This is a genomic window from Mycobacteroides saopaulense, from assembly GCF_001456355.1.
Taxonomy (GTDB): Bacteria; Actinomycetota; Actinomycetes; order Mycobacteriales; family Mycobacteriaceae; genus Mycobacterium; species Mycobacterium saopaulense.
In genome coordinates, this window is the sequence record NZ_CP010271.1 from 4054925 (window position 1) to 4081197 (window position 26273).

The window sequence follows — 26273 nt, forward strand, 5'->3', positions numbered from 1 at the left end:
TTTGCTAATTAGTTGACTATCGAGTCAGGTAATGGACAATTGACAACCGTGTCTACTAAGGATGTAGTGCCGTTGCCAGCAAGCATTCACCTGAGATCTGAAGTCCCAGGAATTTCCGGAAAACTGATCGGCACAGCGAAATATGAACGGGGCGAACAACAAGATCGCTGCACACATGTCAGATAGGGCTACTTGCAGAGTTCGACGATGTGCTTGCTCAGCTCATCTGCCCTGCCGAGCCGCTGCGCCTGCCTCGGGTCCGAGTTCGGTGTCTCAGCAATGGCAGCGGCACCGACGTCCATAAGCGCGTTGCCGAACTCCTGAATGCTCTGCGCCAACTCCGGCGGCGTCGCGGGATCAAGCCGGGCCAACAGGTACTGGCCACCGTTGAAAAGAGCGACCCGTGCGTTGGCGGCCGTCGCGAGCGTCCCTACGGTGCCGGCGTTCTCCGGCAGCGCCCGATTGGTGTTCTGCATGACGGCATTGCGAACCATGGTCGCGTTGGCACATGCCTTCGCCTTCGCCTCGGTCCGTTGTGCCGGGGTGTACTCGTGCGCCGGCTCGTGGCCGCGCCACAGGGCGAGCACCAATGCTGCCACCGCGACCGCCAGCGCCAGCAGGGCCAGCACACCGGCCGCCCGCTGACAGGCCGCCACGAGTTTCCGCCAGAGCTCCGCCACGATTCCCTCTTCTCCCGCGAACAAGATCAGCCGCGGCCAGAAGTCTCCCACCAGTGACAGGCCACCGGCGGGAGAACGCGAGTGACTAGGACAATCCGGCGGAGACCGACCGGCCCGCCGACTTGAGGTCGTTGCAGGCCTCGATGACGCGCTCGGTCATGCTGGCCTCGGCCTTCTTCAAGTAACTGCGCGGGTCGTAGGTCTTCTTGTTGCCCACCTCGCCGTCGATCTTGAGCACACCGTCGTAGTTGGCGAACATGTGCCCCGCGACCGGGCGAGTGAATGCGTACTGGGTATCGGTGTCGACGTTCATCTTCACCACGCCGTAGCGCAGCGAGTCCTCGATCTCCGACTTCAATGAACCCGAGCCGCCGTGGAACACGAAGTCGAACGGCTTGGACCCTTCCGCCAGTCCGAGCTTGGCCGCGGCGACGCGCTGGCCCTCGGCCAACACCTCCGGCTTGAGCTTGACGTTGCCGGGCTTGTAGACACCGTGCACGTTCCCGAAGGTGGCGGCCAGCAGGTAGCGGCCGTTCTCGCCGACACCGAGTGCGTCGACCGTCTTCTCGAAGTCCTCGGACGAGGTGTAGAGCTTCTCGTTGATCTCGGCCTCGACACCGTCTTCTTCACCGCCGACGACACCGATCTCCACCTCGAGGATGATGTGCGCCTTGGCCGTCGCGGCCAGCAGTTCCTGGGCGATCTGCAGGTTCTCGTCGATCGGCACCGCGGAGCCGTCCCACATGTGCGACTGGAACAACGGGTTCTGGCCGGCGGCGACTCGCTCCTGGGAGATTGCGATCAGCGGGCGGACGAACCCATCCAGCTTGTCCTTGGGGCAGTGGTCGGTGTGCAGGGCAACCGTGATGCCGTATTTGGCGGCCACCACATGCGCGAACTCGGCGAGTGCGACCGACCCGGTGACCATGTCCTTGACACCCAGACCGGAGCCGAATTCTGCACCACCGGTGGAGAATTGGATGATGCCGTCGCTACCCGCGTCGGCGAAGCCCTTGATCGCGGCGTTGATGGTTTCTGACGAGGTGCAGTTGATGGCCGGGAAGGCGAAGGAATGCTCCTTGGCCCGGTTCAGCATTTCCGCGTAGACCTCGGGTGTCGCGATGGGCACGGGTGACCTCCATGTCAGTGCTTGAGTTCTCGTGAGGAATCGCCCCTCACCATAAGCCAGGCAGGTTGCGGCCAGTTAGCGCCGGTACTGTTGGCCGCGTGAACTTGCTGGCAGCACCCGAATCCGTTACCACCCTGGCACTCATGCCGGATTTCCTGGATCCGGTCAAACTGCTCAGCCACTTCGGAACCTTGGCGCTGCTCGGGTTGCTGGTGGTGATCTTCGTGGAGTCGGGCGTGCTGTTCCCGGTGCTCCCCGGTGACTCCTTGTTGTTCGTGGCCGGCATGCTGGCCGCCGGAACGGCCGCGGCTGCCGCCGACGGTGCGCCCCAGGCCAACTTCCAGCTCTGGCAGCTGCTGGTCTTCATCCCGATCGCGGCCATCTTGGGCGGACAGGTCGGCTACTGGATCGGCCGGGGCATCGGCACCTCGATGTTCAAACCCGACGCGCGCTTCCTCAAGCAGCGCTACCTGGACGAGGCCCATGCCTTCTTCGCGAAGCGCGGTCCGTTCGCCATCGTGATCGCCCGATTCGTGCCCATCGTGCGAACCCTGGCTCCGATCACCGCCGGCGCGGCCAAGATGAGCTACCCCATCTTCGCGCTCTACAACATCCTGGGCGCCGTGGTGTGGGGCGTTGGTCTGACACTGCTCGGCTACTGGCTGGGCCAGTTCGAGATCATCCAGAAGCTGCTGGAGCCGATCTTCATCCTGATCGTGCTGGCCTCGGTGGCCCCGATGTTCTTCGAATGGATACGGCGCCGCAAGGCCGCCAAGCAGCCCGAGGCACCGACCGAGGCTTAACCCTCGGCGAGATCACTCGCCAGCAAGATCCACGGTTATCCACCAGATACCGGGAAATGTGCAAAGCTGCGCGCCATAGCAAACTACGCTAATGTCGCGCTGTGGGGAAGATCAATAGTTGTCTGGCAGCGTTGACGGCAATCACGCTGACGAGTTGGAGCTTTACGACGCCCGCCGGCGCGGAGCCTGCGCCGACAGATATCGCGGGTGCGTCGGAGGCCGTGCAGACGTACATAAACGCAGCGAACAACGTCGACGTGCGCCTGATGCGCGCCACGGTGTGCGGCCGCCTCGCCGCCACCACCTCTGCCGGTACCGACGAACAGGTCCGTCAGGTCATGCAGTCTCAACGCGACCTCATCGGGTTGGCACACATAGAGGTCTTGCATCCGGTGGAGCTGGGATCACCGCCCGGCCAGGTCGATCTGCTGGCTCGGTTGACTTCCGAGCATCACCCGCAGGATCCGGGCGGCAGCGGGATCAACCTCGTCTATCACACCGAGCAGGTCAACGGCTCCTGGAAGGTATGCCATGCCCGTAACGAGGGACGTCTGGACGAGCCCTGACCGGTCCGAGACACCGACCGAGGCTTAGCCCCCGTCGACCGGCGTCTTCTCGAATCCGCTTACCCGGTCCCGGAATACGTCCGGGAACGGGGCCGACTTACCGTCGAGCGCGTGCACGTACACGGTCTCACCGGTGATGACATGTTCACCGCCACGGTGGATTTCGAAGTGGCAGGTCATGCTCGCCGTCCCCATCCGGGAAATGCGCACCCCGACGTCGAGTAGATCGTCGAAGCGGGCCGGCGCGTAATAGTCGATGACCGACTTCACCACATAGATGTGCTCGAAGACTCCGTCACCTCCGGCGTTGCGCGCGCCGGTCAGTGCGGCCCAGTACTCGGTGAGCGCGACGTCGAAGAACGCCAGGTAGTGGGCATTGAAGACCACACCTTGCATGTCGACCTCGGCCCACCGCACCCGCAGTGGATGGAAGAAGCTGAAATCCTCACGCGCCATGTCAGGCGACCACGTGCGCGGCTTCGAGCAGCATCCAGCCGGACAGCTGCACCGACAGATCGCGCTCGGGCACCGTCGACGGATTGACCGCGCCGGCGACGAACTGCGATGCCTGCGATTGCACGGTCGGCAGATCAGCGGTGCGTGTCCAATCCGCGCCGAACAACGGAAGGTCTTCCACCGTCAGCCGATTGGCCCAGGCGGACTCGGCCGAGGACAGCAGAATCTCGCGAGCGGTGGCACGCGCGTCGGTGTCCTGCGGAGAGTTTTGCGGCAGCGTCGTGACCACCAATGCCAGGTAGCGCGCCAGGATGCCGTTGAACAGCCCACCGTCTCCACCACCACTGCCACGAATGACGCCGTCCGAGGTCATGTGATCCTTGACGGCGTGGACCAGCCGATGCACCCGCTCGGCGTGCCGCGATTCCGCGGTCCGCACCGCGAGTTCGGTCTCCAGCCCCAAAACCACGCCCTGACAGTAGGTATAGGTGGCTCGCTCGAGAGTGCCGTCCTCTTGTATGCCGTCGATCACCAGATGCGAGTCAGGGTCGACGAGGGTCCTGTCGATCCAGTCGGACATCACCTCCGCCCGCCACACTCTTCCGGTGCGCGCCAACACGATTGCCGCCGGTCCGTTGGCAGGCGTGTTGAAGAACCTGTCCTGCTTGCGCCACGGGATGCCACCGCCGTACTGCGGCATCCACGCATCGAGGAATTGCTGGCGCAAGCGATTCAGTGCGCGGGGGCGCTCCAGACCCAGGAGTTCGGAGGCTCGCTGCATGGCGAGGGCCAACCACGCCATGTCGTCGTAGTACTGGTTGGTCCACATGAAGACATTGCGAAAGCGATGCGCGCGTTGCATATCCGCGATGTACTTGAGCCGGTCCGGCCGCGGGTCACGCAATTGCGCATCGATCAAGCAATCCTGCAGGTGCGCCTGCCACCAGTAATGCCAGTTCTTGAACCAGGTGGCACCCGGCGCCGGCGGCCATGTGACGATGCCCAAGCGCATCCGTGGTAGATGCCACAGCGGCGAGAAATGTCTGGCAGTGATTGCGGCTTCGGCGCTACTGGCGCGGTTTGCCCACAGCACATCCATATCCCAAGTCTATGTGTGCCGAGATGACATTGACGCGGGTACTCCTCGAATAAACGCCGGCACCAATGTCATCTCGGCGGAAGAAGTGGAAAGAGTCGCGCTACCACGCCTTGGTCAGGTCAGCGTGCTGACGGATCCAGGCATGCATGGCAATACCCGCGGCCACCCCAGCGTTGATGCTGCGCGTCGACCCGAATTGAGCGATCGAAACCGTCATCACGGCACCGCCTTTGGACGCATCGGTGACGCCGGGACCCTCCTGCCCGAAGACCATCAAGCAGTTCTCGGGCAGTTGCGCGGTCTCCAGGGGCACCGATCCGGGCACGTTGTCGACGGCCACCACGGTAAGACCGGTCTGCCCTGCGTACTCCAGCAGTTCTTCGGTGCTGTCGTGGTGCATCAGATGCTGGTAACGGTCGGTGACCATGGCGCCGCGCCGGTTCCACCGGCGCCGCCCGACGATATGCACGGTGTGCACCGCGAACGCGTTGGCGGTGCGCACCACCGTCCCGATGTTGGCATCGTTCTCGAAATTCTCGATCGCGATATGCAGCCGGTGGCGCCGTGCGTCGATATCCGCGACAATCGCGTCGCGTCGCCAATAGCGGTAGACGTCAACGACATTGCGAGCATCCCCGTCGCGCAACAGCTCCGGGTCATAACGTGGGTCCTGCGGCAGTGGCAGACCGCGTTCAAGCTCCCACGGCCCCACCCCATTGCCGGTGGCTCCCCATAGAGATGGCTCCGTGGGCCGGTCGGCGGGATCTTCCGACTCGTCACTCACGGTTGGTCCACACGGCGGCGTGGGTGCCGATCACCGAGAGCGTCCCGGCAAGCACGGCCGCATTGATCTCTCCCTGCAAGCACAGCGACGGCTGCAGCTGCACCGCATCCAGGGCGGCGTCCGGAAGGACCAGTACCGACGCACCGTAGAGCGCACAACTGCGCGGTAGACCTTCGCCGGGCAGTGTCGGCGTCACCGTCACCATCAGCGGCCCCCCGCGCGCGGCCGATTCGTCACGATAACGAGCCGCGACTCCCGAGATGCTCAGGCCCAGCAGCGAAAATCCGTTGCCGGTAAAGGCATTCGGATCGCCCAGATCCACCTGGCTGATCTGCTGCCCGCTCGCCCGCCAGGCCTCCATGCTCTTGGTGACGATGACCAGCCCGGAGTCGTTCTGCGGAGTGGGCAGCAGCCCCAACGGATAGGCCACCGGGTAGGCCACGGTGGTTCCGGCAATGCGATCCTTCGCCGAGTACGCGTAGACGCCGCGCACCGCACTCTGGTTCTGCATGGGCCCCAGGCACACCGTGCCGGCGAGCTGATCGGACGGCGCCGCGGTCAGCGGATGCAGAGAGAGATCGGCCAGGCCCCGGCAGCTGTTCAATGCCGGTACCTCCAGCGGATGCGCCAGCGATCCGTACAACCCAAATCGCAGATCCTGTGCTGCGGCGGGCTTCTCGCCCGGTTTGGCTGCCGCACCGGTGACGTCGACCAGCACGTACCCGTTCTGGAACCGCAGGTTGGCGACGCTGAGATTCCAGCCCAGCAGACTTTGCGTCTCACCGACCTTGGCGGTCTGTGCGCCGTAAACCAGTTGCTTCTCGGAGTCTTTCGAACAGCCCGTCACGATCAGGACCCCGGCGAGCAGAGCGGCCAGAGACCTACGGAACGTCACGATCCGGCCAGGCCGAGATCCGCCAGTCCCAGCACATACCGATAGGGAACACCTTCGGCGCGGATGGCCTCGGCAGCACCGGTGTCACGGTCGACGACGGTGGCCACCCCGATCACCTCGCCACCCGCCTCGCGGACCGCGTGCACGGCCGTGAGCGCGGACCCTCCGGTGGTGCTGGTGTCCTCGACCACCAGCACCTGTTGCCCTGCTACATCGAATCCCTCGATAAGACGTTGCATACCATGGGCTTTGACCGATTTGCGCACAACGAACGCGTCGATCGGCCGTCCGGGGGCGTGCATGACGGCCGTCGCGACCGGATCGGCCCCGAGGGTCAGTCCGCCGACACCGGCGTATTGCCAGTCACCGGTCAGCTCGCGGACCAGCCGTCCGATCAAGGCACCGGCACGGTGATGCAGCGTGGCGCGCCTCAGGTCGACGTAGTAGTCGGCCTCCTTGCCCGAAGACAGTGTCACCTTGCCGTGCACCACGGCGATATCGCGGACCAAGGCCGCCAACTCGTCGCGCTCGGCGGCGTTGAGATCCGGTCCTAAATCAAGTTCTGCCACGACCCCGTCCTACCACGCTGTTGAATTTCCGAACCAAACCTCTTGGTATCACCCGCGTTACCGATGTGATGGCCTTGTACTGGACACCCGGAACGCTGAGCACCTTACCCGCGGCGACATCCTGCAGGCACGTGTTGACCACGTCGTCTACCTGGAGCCACATGAACTCCGGGATGGTTCCCATCTCGATTCCGGCCCGCTGGTGAAACTCGGTGCGGATGAACCCGGGGCACAACACATGCATACCAACACCGGTGCCCAGCAACCCATTTGCCAACCCTTCGGTGAAGGACACCACCCAGGCCTTGGATGCCGAGTATGTCGATCCGCGCCCGGACACCAATCCGGCCACACTCGCCACGTTGATGACGGTGCCGGCGCCGGCCTCGACCATCGACGGCAGGGCCGCGCGGGTCAGTTCCATCACGGCGGTGACATTCACATCGAGCTGCGCATGCAATAACTCGGGAGCCGCCGTCCAGAACTCGCCGGCGGTCGCGAATCCCGCATTGTTGATCAACACCGTCACCCCGGAGGCGAGGCGCTCGGCGACCTTGGCGCGATCGGCGGCATCGGCCAGGTCAGCGGGCAGCACCTCGACACGTATCCCGAACCGGCAGGTGAGCTCGTCGGCCAGCGCTCCCAGCCGCTGCTCGTCACGGGCCACGAGTACGAGGTCATACCCGAGCGATGCGTACTTACGGGCGAAGCCACCACCCAGGCCCGAGGTGGGGCCGGTAACCAGCGCCACGGGGCGCACCGAGTTCGTGGCAGCCATGGTTGGTCAGCGTACCCGGCTGACCGGCCGCCCCATCCGCCGAATAACCGGTACTAAAAGTTACTGATATGAATTGTCCGGAAACTGCCGCTTGCGTGAGCAAGCGTTGCTAGCATCGCGAAATGTTCGACCGGCTGGTGGGGTGGCTCATCGAGCGTCAGCGCTGGATCTACCCGGTGCTCGTCGTCTTGTGGATCGCCGCGGGCACCTACATAACCACTGCACCAAAGGTTGCGCTGCCGACCCCCGAGGTCGTCCCGACCGCGCAACCGGTCAGCGCCATGTCGTTGAGCCAACCGAAGACCGTGACCTACGAGGTGTCCAGCGGGGGCCAACCCGTCACGGTGTCCTACCTCGACGAAAAGGGCCAGTCTCGCCTCTTCAACGGCGCCACACCCTGGCATACCAGCCTGACCACCAGTGACTTCGGGTTCACGGCGGGTGTCACGGCGATATCCGCCGGGACTATCACCTGTCGCATCACCGTCGACGGCAAGGTCGCCGACGAGAAGACCGACACCGGCCGCAGCCCCTCGGTGAGCTGCAACCTCGTCGCATTTCAGAAACTCGACCCGCAAGGTGGCCGCTGATGCACGACAGCCCCATATTCGGACGCTTCGCCGGCATCATCAGCAGGCATGCCTTCGTGGTCATCGGCCTACTGATGATGGTGGCCGGCGGCCTCATGGCCTCGGCACCCAATCTCGAAGAGCTGGCCCTGACCCACGGCAGCCCGATGATGCCGACCAACACGCAATCCGCGGCAGCCCTGAAACACATGGCCAAGGCGTTCGGGGAATCCGAGTCCAACAACACCGCCGCCGTGGTCGTCGTCAAGGACCAGCCGTTCACCGAGCAGGACCGTCAGTTCCGTGCCGAACTGATGAAGAAGCTGCGGGCCGATACCGCACATGTGGAGCCGGGCATGGACATGTGGTCCGACCCGCAGTTCGCGACCGCATCCGAAAGCCCGGACAAGATGGTCGCCCTGGCGCAGGTGCAGCTGTCCGGCGAGATCGGCGGACCCAAGGCCATGGAATCGGCAAAAGCCGTACAGCGCATCATCGATGAGGTCGCCAAGCCCCCGGGCACCACGATCTACGCCACCGGGACGAGCCAGGCGGCCGCCGACCAGATCAACACGATGATGCGGGATGTGGTGATCATCGGTGCGCTGTCGATCGTTCTGGTAGGCGGCCTGCTGCTCCTGGTTTACCGATCACTGGTGGTCGCATTCCTGCCGCTGATCACGGTGGGTGTCGCGGTGGGGATCGCGACACCGATCGCCAGCTTCCTCACCCTGGCAGGGCTGATTCCCACCTCGATGATGACCAACGCCCTGATGGGTGCGCTGGCGTTGGGCGCGGGCACCGACTACTCCATCTTTTTCATCGGCCGCTATCAGGAGGGCCGACGTGCCGGCCTGAGCGTCGACGAGGCCTTCCGCGCCGGTTACCGGGGCGTGGCGCCCGTCGTGATCGCGTCCGGGCTGACGGTCGCAGGAGCGTTGTCCTGCATGACATTCGCACAACTGGACATGATGAAATCGATGGGTATACCGGGCGCCATCACGATGATCTTCACGGTGCTCTCGGCGGTGACGGTGACGCCCGGTGCACTGCTCATCGGCGCACGCAGATTCGGCTGGTTCGAACCCAAATCGACCACCCGGTCGACACGACTGTGGCGCCGCGTCGGCATTCGGGTGGCGCGCTGGCCCAAACCCATCTTCGTGACCACCTTCGCCTCGCTGATCCTGCTCATGATGGTGATCCCCAGCGCCTCGTTCAATTACGACGAACTGCAGTTCATCCCCAAGGACATGCCCAGCGCGGCAGGCATGAACGCGATTCAAGAGCACTTTCCCACAGGGCAGATGAATCCCGACATGATCCTGATCCGAGCCCCGGAAGACCTGCGCACCTCGGCCAACATCGGCCTCCTGGAGAAGGCTGCGCAACAGATCACCAAATTGGACAGCGTCGCATCGGTGCAGTGGATCACCCGGCCGACGGGCATGCCGATGGATCAGACCTCGCTCATGTACAGCGTGGGCATGGCCGGAACCATGGTGTCGCAGAACAAGATCGTCATGGAGCAACGGCAGCAGCGGATGCGCACCATGACCGACAACATGAACTCGATGATGGGTACTCTGCAAGGCCTGCAAGGCACACTGCGTACCGCACAGCAGGGCGCCAAACAATTCAGCGCGGCGGCCGGGCCCATTCAGGCCAGCCTCAATCAGCTCAAATCACAGCTCAATTCGGTGATGGGACCTACTCGCGAGGCAGTGCGTTCGCAACCGAACTGCGCCGCCGACCCGATGTGTGTGGGTGCGCAATCCACCTTGTCGAACTTCGAGAACATGTCGAATGTCACCGACCAAATGCGAAGCCTCGTCAGCACATCGGGGTCCATGACGGGGGGTCTGGCCCAGGCCGCGCGGACCATGCCGCGCATGCTCGAATCCATGTCCTCGATGCAGGATCTGATGTCCGAGACCAACGAGCAGATGAGTCAGATGATGTCGCAAATCGACACCATGACCTCGCTCATGCAGGACCTCGGCCGAAGCAGCGCCGGTACCGGCGACTACTTCTACTTCCCCGCGCAGATGCTCTCGGATCCGCGCTTCAAGCCGTATCTGAAGATGATGTTCTCCGAGGACGGCACCACCACCCGGATGATCGTCATCGGCAGCGGCAGCAGCTACGGGGACGAAGGCATCCAACGTGTGCGGGATCTGACGCGTGAGATGAAGTACGCACTCAAGGGCACTCGTCTGGAGGGCAGCGTGATCGAGATCGCCGGCCCCGCGGCGCTGATCGGCGATATGCGCGTCATGCTCGACCGCGACGAGAAGCTGATCATGATCGGCTGCCTGACCGTGATCTTCACCGTGGTCCTGCTCCTGTTGCGTGGTTTGGTGGCATCGCTGATCGTCATCGGCTCGGTGCTGGTGTCCTTTGCCTCGACCCTCGGACTGGCGCTGGTGATCTGGCAGCACGTGCTCGGTATTCAGCTGCACTGGTCGGTACCGGTGGCGGTGTTCGCGATCCTGATCTCGGTGGGCGCCGACTACAACCTGCTGGTGGCGTCGCGCTTCAAGGAGGAGATGAGCGCAGGCATCCGCACGGGCGTCATCCGGTCCATCGCCGGCACCGGCGGCGTGGTGACCACGGCGGGGCTGGTGTTCGCGATGACGCAGTTCGCGATGATGGGGTCGAGTCTGGTCAACGTCGCGCAGATGGGCTCGACGATCGGGCTGGGCCTGATCATCGACACCTTCGTCGTGCGCACCTTCACGGTGCCCACGCTCGCGGTGATTCTCGACAAGAAGTTCTGGTGGCCGCTATCGATGAGTCAGCTCTGGCGGCGTACCTAGCGGCCTTGCGGCTGGCCCTGGCCCACGGGGGCGGGCTGACGGTCGCCGGCAGGCGCGGCGCTGGTGCCGACGGGCCGGCTGGGGCGCGCGGCTGCCTGGATCGGCGAGGGGGCCGATTCACCGGACGGGGGCAGCACCCGCAGCAGATCGTTGAACTGGCGGACAGCCTTGAGGCCCTCGTCCCACTGCTCACGGTTGCTGTTGATGGGTAGCGCGGCCAGCGTCCAGTGCTGCTCGTTCCAGAGCACCTCCGCCGTCTCCGGCGCGGTGTGGGCGAAGGTGACCATGCGCCGATCGCAGGCGCGGCGGGCGGCGTCCAGGTTGGTGGAGTAGACCATGCGCGGCCCGATGGCGCCCAGCAGCCAGATATCGGACTCGCGGGGCTCCTGCATGACCTTGAGCCGCAGGTCCACCATGACGTTGGTGCCCACCTTGCGGTGCAGCGCGATGATGGTCGCGACGTCCTCCAGGTCGAAGACGTAGACGGCCTCGCCACGGATCTGTCCGAGCACCACGTTGGCAGCCGCGGCCGATCCCGCGCTCGACATCACGCCGCGGTTCCAGCGCTTGACGATCTCTTTGTCCTGCGACATGTAGTCGAAGCCGTGGGATCGGGCCCAGGACTTACGGCGGTGTCCGCGGCTACGTCGGCGGCCGATATCGACATACAGCAGCACGCCCGCACAGACGAAGCAGAGTGCGGACAGCGTGAACCAAAGTAGAGCCATCCGCGACAGCCTAACCGGTGCCGGCCCAACTGCCGCGCGGAGCGCTCGGATCGTGACCGAGAGTTACCGGTCCGTGATGGGTGCGGCAGCGCCGCGAGTGCCGACTTACCGCACGAAAGTCCGCATGGACACCGCGATAAGTCGACACTCGACAGCTACTTATCCCAGAATGAGCGATTCGCCGTCGGCGCTGACGTTCACCGGAATGACGTCACCGTCGTGCACATCACCGGCCAGCAGCTGCTTGGCCAGCTGATCGCCGATCGCCTGTTGCACCAGGCGCCGCAGCGGGCGCGCCCCGTAGATCGGGTCGAAACCGCGCTGTGCCAGCCACTTCTTGGCGGGCACGGACACCTCCAGTGTCAGTCGCCGCTGCGCCAGCCGCTTCTGCAACTGCCCCAGCTGGATGTCGACGATCTGCACCAGCTCCTCGGGGTTGAGCGGCTCGAAGATGAGCACGTCGTCGAGCCGGTTGATGAACTCCGGCTTGAATTTGGCTCGCACCGCGGCCATGACCTGCTCCTCGGTGCCTCCCGACCCCAGGTTCGAGGTCAGGATCAAGATGGTGTTGCGGAAATCCACCGTGCGGCCCTGACCGTCGGTCAGACGTCCCTCGTCGAGCACCTGCAGCAGCACGTCGAACACATCCGGGTGCGCCTTCTCGACCTCGTCGAACAGCACCACCGTGTACGGACGTCGCCGCACCGCCTCGGTCAGCTGACCACCGGCGTCATATCCCACGTACCCGGGTGGAGCACCGACAAGCCTTGCCACAGAGTGCTTTTCGCCGTATTCGGACATGTCGATACGCACCATGGCGTGCTCGTCGTCGAACAGGAAGTCCGCGAGAGCCTTGGCCAGCTCGGTCTTGCCGACGCCGGTGGGTCCGAGGAACAGGAACGATCCGGTGGGCCGATTGGGGTCGGCGACACCGGCCCGGGCACGGCGCACCGCATCGGAAACCGCAGTGACGGCCTTCTTCTGCCCGACGACCCGCGCCTCCAGCACGTCTTCCATGCGCAGCAGCTTGGCGGTCTCGCCTTCCATGAGCCGTCCGGCCGGGATACCGGTCCACGCCGACACCACGTCGGCGACATCGTCGGGCCCGACCTCCTCCTTGAGCATGACACTCTCGCGCGCCTGCACGCCGGGAAGAGCGGCCTCCAGCTCCTTCTCCAGCTCGGGGATGCGCCCGTAGCGCAGCTCGGCGGCCTTACCCAGATCACCGTCACGTTCGGCGCGATCGGATTCACCCTTGAGGGTTTCCAATTGCTCCTTGAGGTCACGCACCACGTCGATGGCGTTCTTCTCGTTCTGCCAGCGCGCGGTCAGCTCGGCGAGCCGCTCCTTCTTGTCGGCCAGTTCCTCGCGCAGCTTGTCCAAACGCTGCTTGGAGGCCTCGTCGTCTTCCTTGGACAACGCCATCTCTTCGATTTCGAGCCGGCGCACGACGCGCTCGACCTCGTCGATTTCCACTGGGCGCGAATCGATTTCCATGCGCAGACGAGACGCCGCCTCGTCCACCAGGTCAATGGCTTTGTCCGGCAGGAAGCGCGAGGTGATGTACCTGTCGGACAGCGTCGCCGCAGCCACCAACGCGGAGTCGGTGATCCGCACGCCGTGATGGATCTCGTACCGCTCCTTGAGGCCACGCAGGATGCCGACGGTGTCTTCCACCGACGGCTCGCCGACCAGCACCTGCTGGAACCGGCGCTCCAGCGCGGCGTCCTTCTCGATGTACTTGCGGTACTCGTCGAGCGTGGTGGCACCGACCAGCCGCAATTCGCCGCGCGCCAGCATGGGCTTGATCATGTTGCCGGCATCCATCGCCGACTCACCGGTGGCGCCGGCACCCACGATGGTATGCAGCTCGTCGATGAACGTAATCAGTTGCCCGGCAGAGTTTTTGATCTCGTCCAGGACGGCCTTGAGCCGCTCTTCGAACTCGCCACGGTACTTCGCGCCGGCGACCATCGATCCCAGGTCCAGCGAGATGACGGTCTTGCCGCGCAGGCTCTCGGGCACGTCGCCGGCGACGATGCGCTGCGCCAGGCCCTCCACGATGGCGGTCTTGCCCACACCTGGCTCCCCGATCAGCACCGGGTTGTTCTTGGTACGGCGGCTCAATACCTGTACGACGCGACGGATCTCGGTATCGCGACCTATCACCGGGTCGAGCTTGCCCTCACGGGCGCGGGCGGTCAGGTCCGTGGAGTACTTCTCCAACGCCTGGAAGGTCGCCTCGGGCTCCGCGCTGGTCACGCGACCGCTGCCGCGCACCTGAACAAAGGCATCGCGCAGCGCTTGCGGGGTGGCCCCGTTGTTGGCCAGCAGCTTGGCGATATCGGAATCGCCCGTGGCCAGGCCGACGAGCAAGTGCTCGGTGGATACGTAGTCGTCGTTGAGCTCGGTGGCGAGCTGCTGCGCCGTGGTGATGGCGGCGATGGAGTCGCGCGAGAGCTGCGGGTTGGCGCTGGCGTTACTGACCTGGGGAAGCCGGTCGGCGATCGCCTGGGCCTCGTTGCGCACGGTCGCGGGGTCGACACCCACCGCTTGCAGCAGCGGCGCGGCAATGCCATCGGTCTGGCTCAGCAGCGCCACCAACAGATGAGCGGGGCGTATTTCGGGGTTGCCTGCTGCTGCCGCCGCCTGGAGGGCAGCGGTCAGTGCGGCCTGGGTTTTCGTGGTCGGATTGAACGAGTCCACAACACCTCCATGGGTTGAGAGAAAAGTTGGCCACTAGTTCTAACGTCAAAAATCTTGAGTCTGTTCCGCTCAACTTTGAAATTTTTCCTGGAGCTCCCTCTAGCTCATCACACCCCGCGGCGCTTGGAACCCAATCGGGGCTCACACACGGTGACCGCGGCCCTCGAGTAGCTCGCCCACTCGCGACAACACCGGAATCGCTCCCCCACGCAAAACCGACCGGACCTGGCGATTCAGCGGGGACTGCGGGTCGAATCCGCTCAATGTGAACCACAGCTGGGTTCCACCGTCCACCGGCCGCAAGCGCCAGGTCAGGGTGAGCGCGGTGATCCCGCCCATGATGGGGATCTCGAATGTGCACACGATGAGCTCGGGCTCGCGGACCTCCAGGAACTGCATCTCCACTCGGCCGCCGAACCCGACAAGCGGGATCGGATAGGTGGTCACGGTCAACCGGCCACCCTCCTGAACCGCTCCCAAGTCGTGTTCGTTCACCACATCGCCCACAAACTCCTTGGACGTGACGACGTTCCAGACCGTGCGCGGCGGGTAGTTGTAGAACTCGCCCAGGCTGAAGGACGTCGCGTCATCGGGCGGCGGTTCGGCGCCCGTCCCCGGCACGGCCAACAGCTCTCCCATGCGCGACATGGCCACGGTCCAGATTTCCCGCACCAGGGCCCGAAGCCGCACGTGGGCAGGATCGGCGACGTCGAATCCGTCGTGTACCACCAACAGACGCGTACCACCCGGCTCGGCATGGAGCGTCCAGGTGACCTGCAGATTCAACGAGTTCTCGGGCGTGGTGAACCGATAGGCCAAACGTTCGCGAGGCACGACATCGGTGAACTCGCAGTCCCCCCGCCCGCCAAAATTCACCTCCGGCATCGGGAAGGTGGTGAATGAGAAGGACTTGCCCGTCGCCACGGAGTTCTGGTCGAGATCGGTCGTCCAGTCCGAGAGCGACGCGGGCGACGTCATCGCGCGCCACACCTGCACGGCGGGATACGGGAAGAACTGCCCAACCGTCACCGATGTCAGGTCATCGCGCGCCGCGGTCATACCCCTGGGATACAGCAGTCACGTGACGCGCGGGGGCGATCAGGCGGATACATCGGTGACCAGACAACGCGGTGGCCAGTCATCGCCGGCCGGCGCGTCATCGATGCATCGACCGAGCCTGCCCAGCGTGCCGGGCCAGCCGCGTTCGGAGATCGTCCGGTAGACGCGTGACGCGGCATCATCGAGATCGAACCCGTCGTGACGCAGGGTGACCATGGTGCCGCCCGGAACCTCCTGCAGTGTCCAGGTCACGGTCCACACCGTCTGCCTCGACGACTTCATGTCCCACCACCGGATCGACAGCACCCTGTTGGGGGTAGCCGCCAACACCTCGCAGGACAGCGCGCCCGAGAAATCCGCCATCGGTATGGGAAAGGCGCTGAAGCGGAAGCGCGTTCCAACCTCCGGCCGGAATCCAATCGGGTCCATCAGCCATTCCTCCATGGCGTCCGGACACACCAGCACCGCCCATACTCGCTCGGGCGGATGTCGATAGAACTGGTCCAGAAGGATGGTGGCGATGTCGTTCGCGTCGTCGGGCACGGCACTCTCCAGATTGATGGGGTTACCTTTCATACCCCATCAATCTGGGTTACCGCCGTGTTCTCATCTGTTAGCCAAGCAAACTCAGCCGCACGAGCGTTCGGTGTCTCCCTCGTCTATCGAGGCAGTCGCTGCGCGCTCGATCAAGCGTCCCAGCTTGGTCATCGCGGTCGGCCAGAATCGGTCTGAGAGCGCGGCCATCCTTCGCACAGCAGGGTCGTCACTGTCGAATGCGGGCCGACTCAAGGTCACCATGGTTCCGCCCGGGACCGCACACAGAATCCATCTGGTTCGCCAGGCGACTGGCGCATCCAGCTTCGTATCCCACCAGGAAATCGCCAGTTCCTTGTTCCGCGTAGCCACCAGAACCTCGCATGCGATGTTCCCCGAATAATTGGCAATCGGCACCGGAAGATCCATGAGGCGATACCGCGTGCCCACCTCGGGGCGAAACCCGATCTGTTCGACGAACCACTCACCCATCACCTCGGGGTCTACCAGCACATTCCATACGCGCCCCGGAGGGTGCGGATAGAAGAAATCGCCGACGACATCCGCCGGATCTTTCGAATCACCCACAGCCCGCACTCTATCGTTGGTGGTGACACCTTTGTACTCTGCGAAACTGGTGAGCGGGGTGACGGGATTCGTTAGCCAGGCAAACCTAGTACCGATCAACGGTCGGGGCCAGGACGGCGACCATCTGCTCTCGAGTGAGGGCGACCAACGGCAGCGCGCGGCGGAGCGGGTGGTGCCGATGCCGCAATAGCAGTTGGCAAATTTTGATGAGCATCCGTCACTGATCTTGTAGTGATGCGACGCGCCTTCGGCGATGCTGCCAGCACACGAAAAGCTCATTGCACAGGCCACCGGTGGCCCATCTGGCCACACACACTCTCAGACGAGTCTTGGACTCGCCTCCTAGACTGGCTTCCCGGTAGCGAAGAACCCTGGAAAGGTTAGGCAGCGGAAGCTCGTGGGGCTTGAGGACGTCGAAGCACTGCACGACTTGGTCGGCGGGGTCGAGCTGTCGGGAGACAAACTTGTCCGAAGCTTCTACAGCCGCTGGTTCGCCATCGACCCCACCGTCGGCGATCTCTTTCCCGCCGACATGTCGACGCAGCGCGAGCACTTCCGGCAGGCACTCCAGTTCGTGCTCTGGGAGATGGCGGCCTATCGCACGGAGGGACTGGTCAACTTCCTGGCGCAACTGGGGCGCGATCATCGGAAATTCGGCGCCACCGACAGCCAGTACGGCACCATGCGTCAGGCCCTCCTAGACACCACACGCGAAGTACTGCAACCGATTTGGGATCAGCGCATGGAGGCCACGGCTACCGAGGTCTACACGGTGATGATCGAGGTGATGCGTAGCGCCGCCGCCTCGGACAGTGGCCAGCCCTGGTGGGACGGCAAGGTCATCGAATACCACCGCACCTCACGGGATCTCGCATTGATCCGGCTGAAGCTCAACGCGCCCATGAACTATCACTGCGGGCAGTACGTTCACGTCCAGGTACCGCAGAGCCCCCGGAACTGGCGCTATCTGAGCCTGGCGATTCCACCGGATCCCGAGGGATACCTCGAATTTCACGTCAAGGCGGTACCCGGCGGACTCGTGAGCGGCGACATGGTCAACAAGACCAAGGTGGGCGACACCTGGCGCATCTCGCCGCCGCTCGGTGCGCTCTCGGTGGACCGCGAGGGCGGAGACGTCCTCATGGTCGCGGGCAGTACGGGCATCGCCCCGCTGCGATGCCTCATCATGGAGCTATCTCAATGGGCCGAAAACCCCAGGGTTCACCTGTTTTACGGGGCGCGCTATCCGCAGGAGCTCTATGACCTGTGGACGCTGTGGCATATCGCTTCGACAAATCCGTGGCTGTCGGTCACACCGGTCACCGAATACCCGCGCAACCCCGATTGGGCCGCCGAATACCACGATCCGACGCCGCCCCGCGGTCTGCATGTACGGCAGACCGGGCTGCTCTCGGAAGTGGTGACCACCTATGGCGGCTGGGGTGATCGCCAGATTCTGCTCGGCGGATCGGCCGCGATGATCAGCGCCACCAAGGAAGCACTGGTGGCCAAGGGGGCCGACGCCTCCAGAATCCAGCACGACCCGCTCTAGCGCTGCTGGCGCGGCTGCCAGACGACGACTGCGGTGCTCTTGGGGATGACCGCGACCTCGCGTCCCGCGGTCGCGGCACGCAGTTGGGTCACCTCGGCCGTCAGCTCGGCGACCTTGGCTTGCAAGGCCTCAACCTGATTGGCCAGCTCGATGACCCGTTTGATGCCCGCGAGATTGACGCCCTCGTCCTGTGAGAGCCGCTGCACCTCGCGCAGCAGATCAACATCACGCTGCGAGTAGCGCCGCCCGCCGCCCGCGGTGCGTTCGGGGCTCACCAGTCCCAGCCGGTCGTACGTGCGCAGGGTCTGCGCGTGCATGCCGGCGAGCTCGGCGGCCACAGAGATCAGGAAAGTGCGGGCTCCGCGCTCGGGCTGACGGCGGGGCGTCATCGTGCACCCGCCCAGCCTGCGCGCGGATCGAATCCGCTGGCCTTCTCGGCCACCTGATAACGCTGCAAGGCCTCCAGCGCACTGTCTTCCAACTTCGACGGCACGGCGACCTTGACGGTGACCAACAGGTCGCCGTTGCCGCCCGCGCGCTTAGGGATGCCCCGTCCGCGCACCCGCAGAATGCGTCCGTCGGAGGTGCCCGCGGGCACCTTCACCCCGACGCGGCCTTCCAGAGTCGGCACGGAAACCGTGGCACCCAAAGCCAATTCGGTGAAGCTCACCGGAACGGTGAGAGTCAGGTCGTCGCCGTCTCGGCTGAACACCTTGTCGGGACGCACGTGAACGGTGACGTACAGGTCGCCCGAAGGAGCGCCGCGCAGACCGGCCTCACCCTGCCCGGCCAGCCGAATACGTTGGCCGTCGTCGACTCCCGGCGGGATCCGCACGGTGATGGTGCGGGTCCGGGTGGTGACCCCGGTGCCGTCGCAGTCCGTGCAGGGGTTCTCGATGATCGAGCCCGTGCCACGGCAATCGGAGCAGGGCTCGGAGAATCCGAACGCACCCTGGTTCCGGTTGATGACACCGCTGCCGTTGCAGGAGCCGCAGACCTTCGGGCTGGTGCCCGGGCGGGCGCCGCTGCCGTGGCAGGTGGTGCATGGCGCCGGGCTGGTGAGCCGCAACGGAACCGATACGCCCTTGCACGCCTCGACGAAGTCGAGCTGGGTTTCGGTTTCCAGGTCGTTGCCCCGGCGCGGCCGGCTGGCGCGTGGTTGCGCACGCTGCCCGAACAGACCGCCGAACAGGTCACCGATCCCGCCTCCGCCGGAGGTATCGGCGTTGCCGAACAAGTCGTTGAGGTTGAACTCGGCGCTGTTACCGCCACCGCTGAATCCACCACCGCCGCCGAATCCGTTGTCACCGAAACGACGTCCGAATCCGCCACCGGCGAAGAGTCGACGGGTCTCGTCATACTCCTTGCGTTTGGCCGGGTCAGACAGCACATCCTTGGCTTCACTGACCGCCTTGTAACGATCCTCGGCGGCCTGGTTTCCGGGGTTGCGGTCCGGGTGGTTCTCGGCCAGCAGCTTGCGCGCGGCCTTCTTGATCTCATCCTGGGTCGCGGTGGAGGAGATGCCGAGCTCCTTGTAGAAGTCCTTCTCGACCCATTCACGTTGCGTCACCCGACATCACCTCCTTCGCGTCCATCGGGTCTTGCTGTGCAGTTCTTACTCTGATTCTGTCTTGGATTGTGTTTCGGCACCCGCTGCTTCGGGTTCCTGCTGAGCCGTGTCGCCGGCTTCGGGTTTGGCCGCATCGCTGGGATTACCGTCCGTGACGACGACCATCGCGGTGCGAAGCACCCGATCGCCCATCTTGTAGCCCTTGCGCAGCACCGCGGCCAGTACCGGATGGCCATCTTGGCCGTCGTGCTGAACCGCCTCGTGCAGAGAGGGATCGAAGTCATCGCCCTCGGCCCCGAACGTCGCCAGCCCCAGCCCTTCGAGGGCCGCGGTCAGCTTGTCCGAAACACTGCGCAGCGGACCCGATTCCAGGTCGCCGTGCTCTCGCGCGCGCTCGAGATCGTCGAGCACACCCAGCAGCTGAGCCACCACAGAGGCCTTGGCCGAATCGATGACGGCCTGCCGGTCCCGTTCCACCCGCTTGCGGTAGTTGGCGAAATCGGCATGCGCACGCTGCAGATCGGCCGTCAGTTCGGCCACCTTGGCATCCGCATCCGAGCCGCCCTCCGAGGCCGCGGCCGCAGGGCCGGATGTCGCCGACCCTGCGGCTCCGGGTGCCGAAGCCCCCGGTTCCGCTGCGGCAGCCTTGTTTTCAGCCGCCTTTGCCTCTTCGCGGACCGCGCCGGTGTTGGGATCGATCCGGCGCTTGTCGGTGACGGTCACCGGTTCGCGATCTTCTTCCCGATCTTGCCCACCTGACGGGGTCACTTGCCGTCCTTCTCCTCGTCAACGACCTCGGCGTCAACGACATCGTTATCGGCAGAGCCTGCGCCACCTTCAGTCCCCGCGCCCTCGGACTGAGCCTTGGCGGCCGCGGCCTCGTAGATGGCCTGGCCCAGCGCCTGCGACTGCTCGCCGAGCTTCTCCATGGCCGCCTTGATGGCGCCGATGTCGGTGCCTTCCAGCGCCTTCTTGGCCTCGGCGATCGCGTCGTCGACCTTGGACAGGGTCTCGTCGTCGACGACCTTCTCGGTGCCCTCCGCAGGCTCGCGCTGCTCCTTGACGAACTTCTCCGTCTGGTAGACCAGCGACTCGGCCTGGTTGCGGACATCAGCCTCTTCGCGACGCTTCTTGTCCTCGTCGGCGTGCGCCTCGGCGTCCTTGATCATCCGGTCGATCTCTTCCTTGGAGAGGCCGGAGCCTTCCTGGATCTTGATCGTGTTCTCCTTGCCGGTGCCCTTGTCCTTCGCGGTCACGTGCACGATGCCGTTGGCATCGATGTCGAAGGTGACCTCGATCTGCGGCACGCCGCGCGGGGCCGGCGGAATACCGGTCAGCTCGAAGGAGCCCAGGAGCTTGTTGTGCGAAGCGATTTCGCGCTCACCCTGGTACACCTGGATCTGCACCGACGGCTGGTTGTCGTCTGCCGTGGTGAAGGTCTCGGACCGCTTGGTGGGGATGGTGGTGTTGCGCTCGATGAGCTTGGTCATCACGCCACCCTTGGTCTCGATGCCGAGGGAAAGCGGGGTGACGTCAAGCAGCAGAACGTCTTTGACCTCGCCCTTCAGCACACCGGCCTGCAGCGCGGCGCCCACGGCGACAACCTCGTCCGGGTTGACGCCCTTGTTGGGCTCCTTGCCACCGGTCAGTTCCTTGACCAGATCGGTCACGGCAGGCATACGGGTGGAACCACCCACCAGCACCACGTGGTCGATGTCGGCCACAGAAACGCCGGCGTCCTTGATCACCGACTGGAACGGCTTGCGGGTGCGGTCCAGCAGATCCTGGGTGATCTTCTGGAACTCGGCACGCGTCAGCTGCTCGTCGAGGAACAACGGGTTCTTGTCCGCGTCCACTGTGATGTACGGCAGGTTGATCGAGGTGCTCTGCGAGCTGGAGAGCTCGATCTTGGCCTTCTCGGCAGCCTCACGCAGACGCTGCATCGCCATCTTGTCCTTGGTCAGGTCGATACCGGCGCTGGCCTTGAACTTGTCGACGAGCCAGGTCACGATGCGTTCGTCCCAGTCGTCACCACCGAGGTGGTTGTCACCGGAGGTCGCACGCACCTCGACGACGCCGTCGCCGATCTCCAGCAGCGACACGTCGAAGGTGCCACCACCGAGGTCGAAGACCAGGATGGTCTGTTCCTTCTCGCCCTTGTCCAGGCCATAGGCCAGGGCGGCAGCGGTCGGCTCGTTGACGATGCGCAGCACGTTCAGACCGGCGATCTGGCCGGCTTCCTTGGTGGCTTGACGCTGAGCGTCGTTGAAGTACGCCGGCACGGTGATGACGGCGTCCTCGATGTCTTCACCCAGGTAGGCCTCGGCGTCGCGCTTCAGCTTCTGCAGCGTGCGGGCGCTGATCTCCTGGGGGGTGTAGTTCTTTCCGTCGATTTCCACGGACCAATCGGTGCCCATGTGACGCTTGACCGAACGGATGGTCCGGTCGACGTTGGTCACCGCCTGGTTCTTGGCGGGCTGCCCGACCAGCACCTCGCCATTGCGCGCGAACGCAACGACGGACGGGGTGGTCCGAGAGCCTTCCGAGTTCGCGACAACTACCGGGTCGCCGCCTTCGAGGACGGCGACAACGGAGTTGGTGGTCCCGAGGTCGATTCCGACCGCACGAGCCATAGTTCATTCCTCCTGTTGGTTACCTCAATGCCTTCAGTGAGATCCGCTCAAGTTTGCCTCGTCCGGATCTTTTCGTCAAGCCATAGTTGAGCCAATGTGACTCAAGTTCAACATACTGCTCAACGGTCCGCCGCCGATATTTGTTCCCGGTACCCACTCACCGGCGTCCACGACACATCGGTGCAGGTGGGTCCTCGTGAAATGTCTGTGCGGTGCCAGCCTCGACTCCGAAACAGGCGAGCGTGGCGATCCTCAGTTCGTTCCCAGAATTCCTCGCTAGCTTGATTCGGTGAGAGAACAAATGTTCCAGTGAAAGGCGGGCCATGGTTTCCCGACGGACTGTCGCGGCTTCTGTCATCTTGGCTGGTATCGCAGGGGGTGTGCTGACACCGATCGCGTGGGCTGATGACCCCGTGCCATCCCAGCCCGTGTGCGCAGCACTAGGGCAGATCGCCGAAAGCCTTAACGATGACATCGGTGCGGGCCTTCAGCCTCGCGGCCTCAGAAGGTACGACATCACGCAACTCACTCACGGCGTGAGCTACATGAACCAGGTGAACGCTAACGCCCGCATCAGTGCTCTTGACGTTCCGTTGCGCAATCTGACCAGCACGATCAACGACCTGCAGAATCAATACCAACTAGTCACCGTGTCCGATGAGGACGGGACCTGGCACCCCATGTCCGCCTCGCAGGAGCAGGATCTCGACCAGGCGTCCGCCCAGCAAGACACACTGACGAGCCTGGTCAGCCAATTGCAACAAAGCAACCACTGCCCACCTCCGCCGGCCAGCCGATAACTCAGCGCCGTCTGCGGACGGCATAGGAACTCGCCGCCGCGACGATCACGATGACCGCGATACCGCCGATCAGCGGCCATACGCCGGTGGCATCCACCACGCTCACCAGCCAGGTCTGCACTGCGCTCGCCGTATTGATCAACGGATCGTCGGCGCTGCCGTCCCCGAAATTCAGCCTGATCTCGTAGTAGCCGTAATAGGTGACGTACAGACCGGTGAGCAACACGATCACCCCGGCGATGCGGCCCACATAGGGCAGAACCTTGCGCATGGTCGCCTGCACGGAATTGCCCAACAGCGCAACGGCCAGCGCCGCGACTCCCACGGTTACCGCCATGCCCGCCCCATAGGCGATGAAGGCCACCACACCCGAGACGATGGATCCCTGCTTGAAGGTGGTACTGATGACCGCCAAGAACGGCCCGACCGTGCAGGACAGCGACGCCACCGCGTAGGTGAGCCCGTAGCCGTACATCGACAACAGCGACGAGGTTGGTGCACCACCGGAAACCCGGGGCAGCACCACCGCGAGGTCGCGACCCGACAGCAACCAGATCGACAGCGCGACAAGTGCTATGCCGATCACCACGGTCGCGAAGGGCATGTACCGGCCCGCCGAGGCGACCACCGGAGAGATCACCAGTCCGAACACCCCGAACACCGTCAGGAACCCGGCGGCCATGGCCACAGTGGCGGTGGCGGCCCTCGCGACCGCGGTCAGCCTGGACGCCGTGCCATCGCTTCCGGCGATCACCAGCCCGAGATAGCCGGGAAGAAAAGCGAATCCACAGGGATTAAGCGCGGCCACCAGCCCCGCCCCCAGCGCGAAAGTGAGTGCTGCGGAATCGATCACGTCAGTGCAATTGCCCGATCTTGTTGTCGAGCTCTTGCCCCGACAATGGGCTCTTGACCACCTCAGCCTTTCCCTCGGACCCCAGGAACGCGAACGCCGGCTGGTGGGTGACGTCATACAACGCCCATACCTTGGCGTCGGTGTCTGCCAGCTGGGTGAAGGTGAGGCCGTACTTGCTGACGAAGTCGCGCATCGCGGGCACCTGATCTTGTGCGGCCACCCCCACGAAGGTGACCTCCGGATGCTCGGTGGCCGCCTTTTGTAGATCCGGGGCTTCCTTCTGACAGGTCGGGCACCACGGCGCCCAGAACCACAGCACCGCCTTCCTCCCCGCAAGGCTGCTGCCCGCGAAGTCGGCTCCGTCGATGGTCTTGGCGGTGAAGTTCAACAGCCGGGACGACTGCGCGGACGCGGTCTCCTTGTCATCCGTGCCGGAGCAACCGGCCAGCCCCACGCCAAGAGTCAGGGCCAACACCGCCATGACCGAAACCGCAACGCGTGATTTCACTTTCCCTCGTTTCGCCGCATATCCGTCAACTCACGCATATCGTGTCCACTCACCGTAGCCATCCGCACAAGTCACCCGAGCCCGGGTGTGCGGCCTTACGTACGCTGGCGGTCATGGACTTCCGGGTATTCGTCGAACCACAACAGGGCGCCACCTACTCCGACCAGCTACGGGTGGCGCAAGCAGCCGAGGAACTGGGGTTCTCCGCATTCTTCCGGTCCGACCACTACCTGGCCATGGGCGGCGCTGACGGACTACCGGGACCCACCGATGCCTGGGTGACGCTCGGCGCCATCGCGCGAGAGACCACCGCGATCCGGCTCGGCACGCTGGTCACCTCGGCCACCTTCCGCCATCCGGGGCCCCTGGCGATCACCGTCGCCCAGGTCGACGAAATGAGCAGCGGCAGGGTTGATTTCGGGCTTGGCGCGGGATGGTTCAGCGAGGAGCACGAGGCGTACGCGATTCCCTTCCCGTCGTTGGGTGAACGGTTCGACCGTCTCGAAGAACAGCTCGACATCCTCACCGGCCTGTGGACCACACCCACCGGCGACACCTACTCCTATGCGGGCCAGCACTACACGGTGACCGACTCTCCCGGGCTACCCAAACCTGTGCAGGAGCCGCATCCGCCCATCCTCATCGGCGGGCTCGGACTCAAGCGCACCCCGGCTCTCGCTGCCCGGTTCGCCGCCGAGTTCAACCTGCCGTTCCAACCCGTCGACATCATCACCGACCGGTATGCGCGCGTGGCACAAGCCGTCGAAGCCGCAGGACGTCCGGCGGATTCGATGATCTATTCGGCTGCCTTCGCGGTGTGCGTCGGCGACACCGATGTCGATATCGCGCGCCGCGCGGCGAACGCACGTCGCGAGGTGGACGAGATCACCGAGAACAGCCCGCTGGCAGGCACTCCCGACGCTGTCGTGGAAAAGCTGAGTGCCTACGTCGACGCCGGTGTCCAACGCGTCTACGTCCAACTGCTCGATATGCGGGATCTGGATCACCTGGAGTTCTTCGCATCGACCGTAATCCCCCAGTTCGGCTGACATTCTTCGGTTAGGCTCCTGCCCTGATGAGCCAGACACCCAACGCGCCCGAGGATGAGAGCTACTTCTCGGAGATGATCGAGGAGAGCGAGAAACTCACGCCCTGGTACCGAACCGGGCCGGCAATCGTGGGCACCATCGCTGCCATCATCGCCATCGTCGCGGTGCTCATGACCATCGTGTTGTCCACGGACAAACGCGTCGTCAACGACAACACACCGCTGACGACACCACCGGTTTCGAGCACCACGTCCCCGACCGAACCGGCACCGTCGCCCTCGGAGTCGCCCACAACCGCCCCCACCACCGAGCCTTCGTCGGAATCGGTAGCACCCGCGCAGACATCCGAACCCACCTACTACGAGACGCCGACCTCGCCCACCTATCGGTACGAGATACCACCGATTCCCTCCCCGCCGGCCATTCCGCCGATACCGCCCATCCCCCCAATCCCGCCGATTCCACAGATCCCGCAAATCCCCGGGCTTTAAGGAAGTTGGGTTACGCTCCGCACCATGTCTTACCCGGAGCCGCCAGAAGACCCGA

General features: G+C 64.3%; 27 protein-coding genes. 8 read left to right on the forward strand and 19 right to left on the reverse strand.

The window, feature by feature from the left end; translation table 11 throughout:
- Nucleotides 1-188: 188 nt before the first annotated feature.
- Together MYCSP_RS20235 and fbaA are read right to left on the reverse strand one after the other, a co-directional pair.
- Nucleotides 189-731 carry a hypothetical protein gene (locus MYCSP_RS20235; RefSeq protein WP_235629500.1) on the reverse strand — a complete coding sequence of 181 codons (543 nt, stop codon included), beginning with the start codon at nucleotides 729-731 and terminating at the stop codon, nucleotides 189-191.
- Between the two features lie 34 nt (nucleotides 732-765).
- Entirely contained in the window at nucleotides 766-1809 is a 1044-nt protein-coding gene (gene fbaA / locus MYCSP_RS20240) for a class II fructose-bisphosphate aldolase (protein WP_070911981.1), read from the reverse strand.
- Between the two features lie 143 nt (nucleotides 1810-1952).
- Between fbaA and MYCSP_RS20245 the strand changes: the two genes are divergently transcribed.
- Together MYCSP_RS20245 and MYCSP_RS20250 are read left to right on the forward strand one after the other, a co-directional pair.
- Entirely contained in the window at nucleotides 1953-2612 is a 660-nt protein-coding gene (locus MYCSP_RS20245; protein ID WP_088415690.1) for a DedA family protein, read from the forward strand.
- A gap of 101 nt (nucleotides 2613-2713) precedes the next feature.
- On the forward strand, nucleotides 2714-3178 hold the full coding sequence (locus MYCSP_RS20250) for a hypothetical protein (protein ID WP_131822134.1): 465 nt from the start codon (nucleotides 2714-2716) through the stop codon (nucleotides 3176-3178).
- A 24-nt stretch (nucleotides 3179-3202) separates the two neighbouring features.
- On the opposite strand, the gene MYCSP_RS20255 is transcribed toward MYCSP_RS20250, so the two are convergent.
- The 6 genes from MYCSP_RS20255 to MYCSP_RS20280 all read right to left on the reverse strand — a co-directional run bounded on the left by MYCSP_RS20255 (nucleotide 3203) and on the right by MYCSP_RS20280 (nucleotide 7759).
- A complete protein-coding gene (locus MYCSP_RS20255; protein WP_088414915.1) occupies nucleotides 3203-3634 on the reverse strand; it encodes an acyl-CoA thioesterase in 432 nt (143 codons plus the stop codon).
- A 1-nt stretch (nucleotide 3635) separates the two neighbouring features.
- Complete coding sequence (locus MYCSP_RS20260) at nucleotides 3636-4733, reverse strand: glycoside hydrolase family 76 protein (protein WP_070911978.1); 1098 nt, start codon at nucleotides 4731-4733, stop codon at nucleotides 3636-3638.
- A gap of 100 nt (nucleotides 4734-4833) precedes the next feature.
- Nucleotides 4834-5517, reverse strand: a complete 684-nt coding sequence (locus MYCSP_RS20265) for a TrmH family RNA methyltransferase (protein ID WP_083019697.1) — start codon at nucleotides 5515-5517, stop codon at nucleotides 4834-4836.
- On the reverse strand, nucleotides 5510-6412 hold the full coding sequence (locus tag MYCSP_RS20270; protein ID WP_083019695.1) for a hypothetical protein: 903 nt from the start codon (nucleotides 6410-6412) through the stop codon (nucleotides 5510-5512). The genes MYCSP_RS20265 and MYCSP_RS20270 overlap by 8 nt, the downstream gene beginning before the upstream one ends.
- Complete coding sequence (gene pyrE / locus MYCSP_RS20275) at nucleotides 6409-6981, reverse strand: orotate phosphoribosyltransferase (protein WP_070911975.1); 573 nt, start codon at nucleotides 6979-6981, stop codon at nucleotides 6409-6411. Before pyrE ends, MYCSP_RS20270 begins: the two co-directional genes overlap by 4 nt.
- Nucleotides 6968-7759, reverse strand: a complete 792-nt coding sequence (locus MYCSP_RS20280; protein ID WP_083019693.1) for an SDR family NAD(P)-dependent oxidoreductase — start codon at nucleotides 7757-7759, stop codon at nucleotides 6968-6970. Before MYCSP_RS20280 ends, pyrE begins: the two co-directional genes overlap by 14 nt.
- A gap of 122 nt (nucleotides 7760-7881) precedes the next feature.
- On the opposite strand from MYCSP_RS20280, the gene MYCSP_RS20285 reads away from it, so the two are divergent.
- Both MYCSP_RS20285 and MYCSP_RS20290 read left to right on the forward strand, forming a co-directional pair.
- Entirely contained in the window at nucleotides 7882-8349 is a 468-nt protein-coding gene (locus MYCSP_RS20285; protein ID WP_070911973.1) for an MmpS family transport accessory protein, read from the forward strand.
- Complete coding sequence (locus MYCSP_RS20290; RefSeq protein ID WP_083019691.1) at nucleotides 8349-11147, forward strand: MMPL/RND family transporter; 2799 nt, start codon at nucleotides 8349-8351, stop codon at nucleotides 11145-11147. Before MYCSP_RS20285 ends, MYCSP_RS20290 begins: the two co-directional genes overlap by 1 nt.
- On the opposite strand, the gene ttfA is transcribed toward MYCSP_RS20290, so the two are convergent.
- The 5 genes from ttfA to MYCSP_RS23560 all read right to left on the reverse strand — a co-directional run bounded on the left by ttfA (nucleotide 11144) and on the right by MYCSP_RS23560 (nucleotide 16762).
- On the reverse strand, nucleotides 11144-11875 hold the full coding sequence (ttfA, locus tag MYCSP_RS20295; RefSeq protein ID WP_070911971.1) for a trehalose monomycolate transport factor TtfA: 732 nt from the start codon (nucleotides 11873-11875) through the stop codon (nucleotides 11144-11146). The genes MYCSP_RS20290 and ttfA overlap by 4 nt on opposite strands.
- 159 nt (nucleotides 11876-12034) lie before the next feature.
- On the reverse strand, nucleotides 12035-14581 hold the full coding sequence (gene clpB, locus MYCSP_RS20300) for an ATP-dependent chaperone ClpB (protein WP_088414918.1): 2547 nt from the start codon (nucleotides 14579-14581) through the stop codon (nucleotides 12035-12037).
- Between the two features lie 141 nt (nucleotides 14582-14722).
- Entirely contained in the window at nucleotides 14723-15640 is a 918-nt protein-coding gene (locus tag MYCSP_RS20305; RefSeq protein WP_083019687.1) for an SRPBCC family protein, read from the reverse strand.
- A gap of 39 nt (nucleotides 15641-15679) precedes the next feature.
- On the reverse strand, nucleotides 15680-16216 hold the full coding sequence (locus MYCSP_RS20310) for an SRPBCC family protein (protein WP_088414921.1): 537 nt from the start codon (nucleotides 16214-16216) through the stop codon (nucleotides 15680-15682).
- A gap of 51 nt (nucleotides 16217-16267) precedes the next feature.
- Complete coding sequence (locus MYCSP_RS23560; RefSeq protein WP_234809255.1) at nucleotides 16268-16762, reverse strand: SRPBCC family protein; 495 nt, start codon at nucleotides 16760-16762, stop codon at nucleotides 16268-16270.
- A gap of 397 nt (nucleotides 16763-17159) precedes the next feature.
- Here MYCSP_RS23560 and MYCSP_RS20320 point away from each other — a divergent pair, with 397 nt between their 5' ends.
- Nucleotides 17160-18314: an FAD-binding oxidoreductase gene (locus MYCSP_RS20320; RefSeq protein WP_070911967.1), complete on the forward strand. Its 1155-nt coding sequence runs from the start codon at nucleotides 17160-17162 to the stop codon at nucleotides 18312-18314.
- Here MYCSP_RS20320 and MYCSP_RS20325 read toward each other — a convergent pair.
- Genes MYCSP_RS20325 through dnaK form a run of 4 tightly spaced genes read right to left on the reverse strand, consistent with a single transcriptional unit; the run spans nucleotide 18311 to nucleotide 22517 of the window.
- The gene (locus tag MYCSP_RS20325) at nucleotides 18311-18703 is read right to left on the reverse strand and encodes a heat shock protein transcriptional repressor HspR (RefSeq protein WP_070911966.1); all 393 of its coding nucleotides are present in this window, start codon (nucleotides 18701-18703) and stop codon (nucleotides 18311-18313) included. The genes MYCSP_RS20320 and MYCSP_RS20325 overlap by 4 nt on opposite strands.
- Nucleotides 18700-19884, reverse strand: a complete 1185-nt coding sequence (dnaJ, locus tag MYCSP_RS20330) for a molecular chaperone DnaJ (RefSeq protein WP_070911965.1) — start codon at nucleotides 19882-19884, stop codon at nucleotides 18700-18702. Before dnaJ ends, MYCSP_RS20325 begins: the two co-directional genes overlap by 4 nt.
- 45 nt (nucleotides 19885-19929) lie before the next feature.
- The gene (gene grpE / locus MYCSP_RS20335; RefSeq protein WP_088414925.1) at nucleotides 19930-20652 is read right to left on the reverse strand and encodes a nucleotide exchange factor GrpE; all 723 of its coding nucleotides are present in this window, start codon (nucleotides 20650-20652) and stop codon (nucleotides 19930-19932) included.
- A complete protein-coding gene (gene dnaK, locus MYCSP_RS20340; RefSeq protein WP_070911963.1) occupies nucleotides 20649-22517 on the reverse strand; it encodes a molecular chaperone DnaK in 1869 nt (622 codons plus the stop codon). The genes grpE and dnaK overlap by 4 nt, the downstream gene beginning before the upstream one ends.
- 380 nt (nucleotides 22518-22897) lie before the next feature.
- Between dnaK and MYCSP_RS20345 the strand changes: the two genes are divergently transcribed.
- Nucleotides 22898-23317 carry a hypothetical protein gene (locus MYCSP_RS20345; protein WP_133054163.1) on the forward strand — a complete coding sequence of 140 codons (420 nt, stop codon included), beginning with the start codon at nucleotides 22898-22900 and terminating at the stop codon, nucleotides 23315-23317.
- Nucleotide 23318: 1 nt separating this feature from the next.
- Here the strand turns inward: MYCSP_RS20345 and MYCSP_RS20350 are convergent, their stop codons facing one another.
- On the reverse strand, nucleotides 23319-24170 hold the full coding sequence (locus MYCSP_RS20350) for a cytochrome c biogenesis CcdA family protein (RefSeq protein WP_083019675.1): 852 nt from the start codon (nucleotides 24168-24170) through the stop codon (nucleotides 23319-23321).
- Between the two features lies 1 nt (nucleotide 24171).
- Nucleotides 24172-24651 (reverse strand): TlpA family protein disulfide reductase, encoded by a 480-nt coding sequence (locus MYCSP_RS20355; protein WP_088415691.1) that lies wholly within the window; start codon nucleotides 24649-24651, stop codon nucleotides 24172-24174.
- Between the two features lie 140 nt (nucleotides 24652-24791).
- Between MYCSP_RS20355 and MYCSP_RS20360 the strand changes: the two genes are divergently transcribed.
- Both MYCSP_RS20360 and MYCSP_RS20365 read left to right on the forward strand, forming a co-directional pair.
- Nucleotides 24792-25727 carry an LLM class F420-dependent oxidoreductase gene (locus tag MYCSP_RS20360; protein WP_083019671.1) on the forward strand — a complete coding sequence of 312 codons (936 nt, stop codon included), beginning with the start codon at nucleotides 24792-24794 and terminating at the stop codon, nucleotides 25725-25727.
- A gap of 26 nt (nucleotides 25728-25753) precedes the next feature.
- Complete coding sequence (locus MYCSP_RS20365; protein ID WP_083019669.1) at nucleotides 25754-26218, forward strand: hypothetical protein; 465 nt, start codon at nucleotides 25754-25756, stop codon at nucleotides 26216-26218.
- Nucleotides 26219-26273: the final 55 nt, after the last annotated feature.

What these genes read in the sequence shown, in the direction of transcription:
- MYCSP_RS20285 (WP_070911973.1), top strand. Translation starts at nt 7,882, where the DNA reads ATGTTCGACCGGCTGGTGGGGTGGCTCATCGAGCGTCAGCGCTGGATC.
- MYCSP_RS20310 (WP_088414921.1), bottom strand. Translation starts at nt 16,216, where the DNA reads ATGAAAGGTAACCCCATCAATCTGGAGAGTGCCGTGCCCGACGACGCG.
- MYCSP_RS20290 (WP_083019691.1), top strand. Translation starts at nt 8,349, where the DNA reads ATGCACGACAGCCCCATATTCGGACGCTTCGCCGGCATCATCAGCAGG.
- MYCSP_RS20245 (WP_088415690.1), top strand. Translation starts at nt 1,953, where the DNA reads ATGCCGGATTTCCTGGATCCGGTCAAACTGCTCAGCCACTTCGGAACC.
- dnaK (WP_070911963.1), bottom strand. Translation starts at nt 22,517, where the DNA reads ATGGCTCGTGCGGTCGGAATCGACCTCGGGACCACCAACTCCGTTGTC.
- ttfA (WP_070911971.1), bottom strand. Translation starts at nt 11,875, where the DNA reads ATGGCTCTACTTTGGTTCACGCTGTCCGCACTCTGCTTCGTCTGTGCG.
- MYCSP_RS20325 (WP_070911966.1), bottom strand. Translation starts at nt 18,703, where the DNA reads ATGACGCCCCGCCGTCAGCCCGAGCGCGGAGCCCGCACTTTCCTGATC.
- MYCSP_RS20355 (WP_088415691.1), bottom strand. Translation starts at nt 24,651, where the DNA reads ATGGCGGTGTTGGCCCTGACTCTTGGCGTGGGGCTGGCCGGTTGCTCC.
- MYCSP_RS20365 (WP_083019669.1), top strand. Translation starts at nt 25,754, where the DNA reads ATGAGCCAGACACCCAACGCGCCCGAGGATGAGAGCTACTTCTCGGAG.
- MYCSP_RS20260 (WP_070911978.1), bottom strand. Translation starts at nt 4,733, where the DNA reads ATGGATGTGCTGTGGGCAAACCGCGCCAGTAGCGCCGAAGCCGCAATC.
- MYCSP_RS20255 (WP_088414915.1), bottom strand. Translation starts at nt 3,634, where the DNA reads ATGGCGCGTGAGGATTTCAGCTTCTTCCATCCACTGCGGGTGCGGTGG.
- MYCSP_RS20305 (WP_083019687.1), bottom strand. Translation starts at nt 15,640, where the DNA reads ATGACCGCGGCGCGCGATGACCTGACATCGGTGACGGTTGGGCAGTTC.
- MYCSP_RS20280 (WP_083019693.1), bottom strand. Translation starts at nt 7,759, where the DNA reads ATGGCTGCCACGAACTCGGTGCGCCCCGTGGCGCTGGTTACCGGCCCC.
- MYCSP_RS20360 (WP_083019671.1), top strand. Translation starts at nt 24,792, where the DNA reads ATGGACTTCCGGGTATTCGTCGAACCACAACAGGGCGCCACCTACTCC.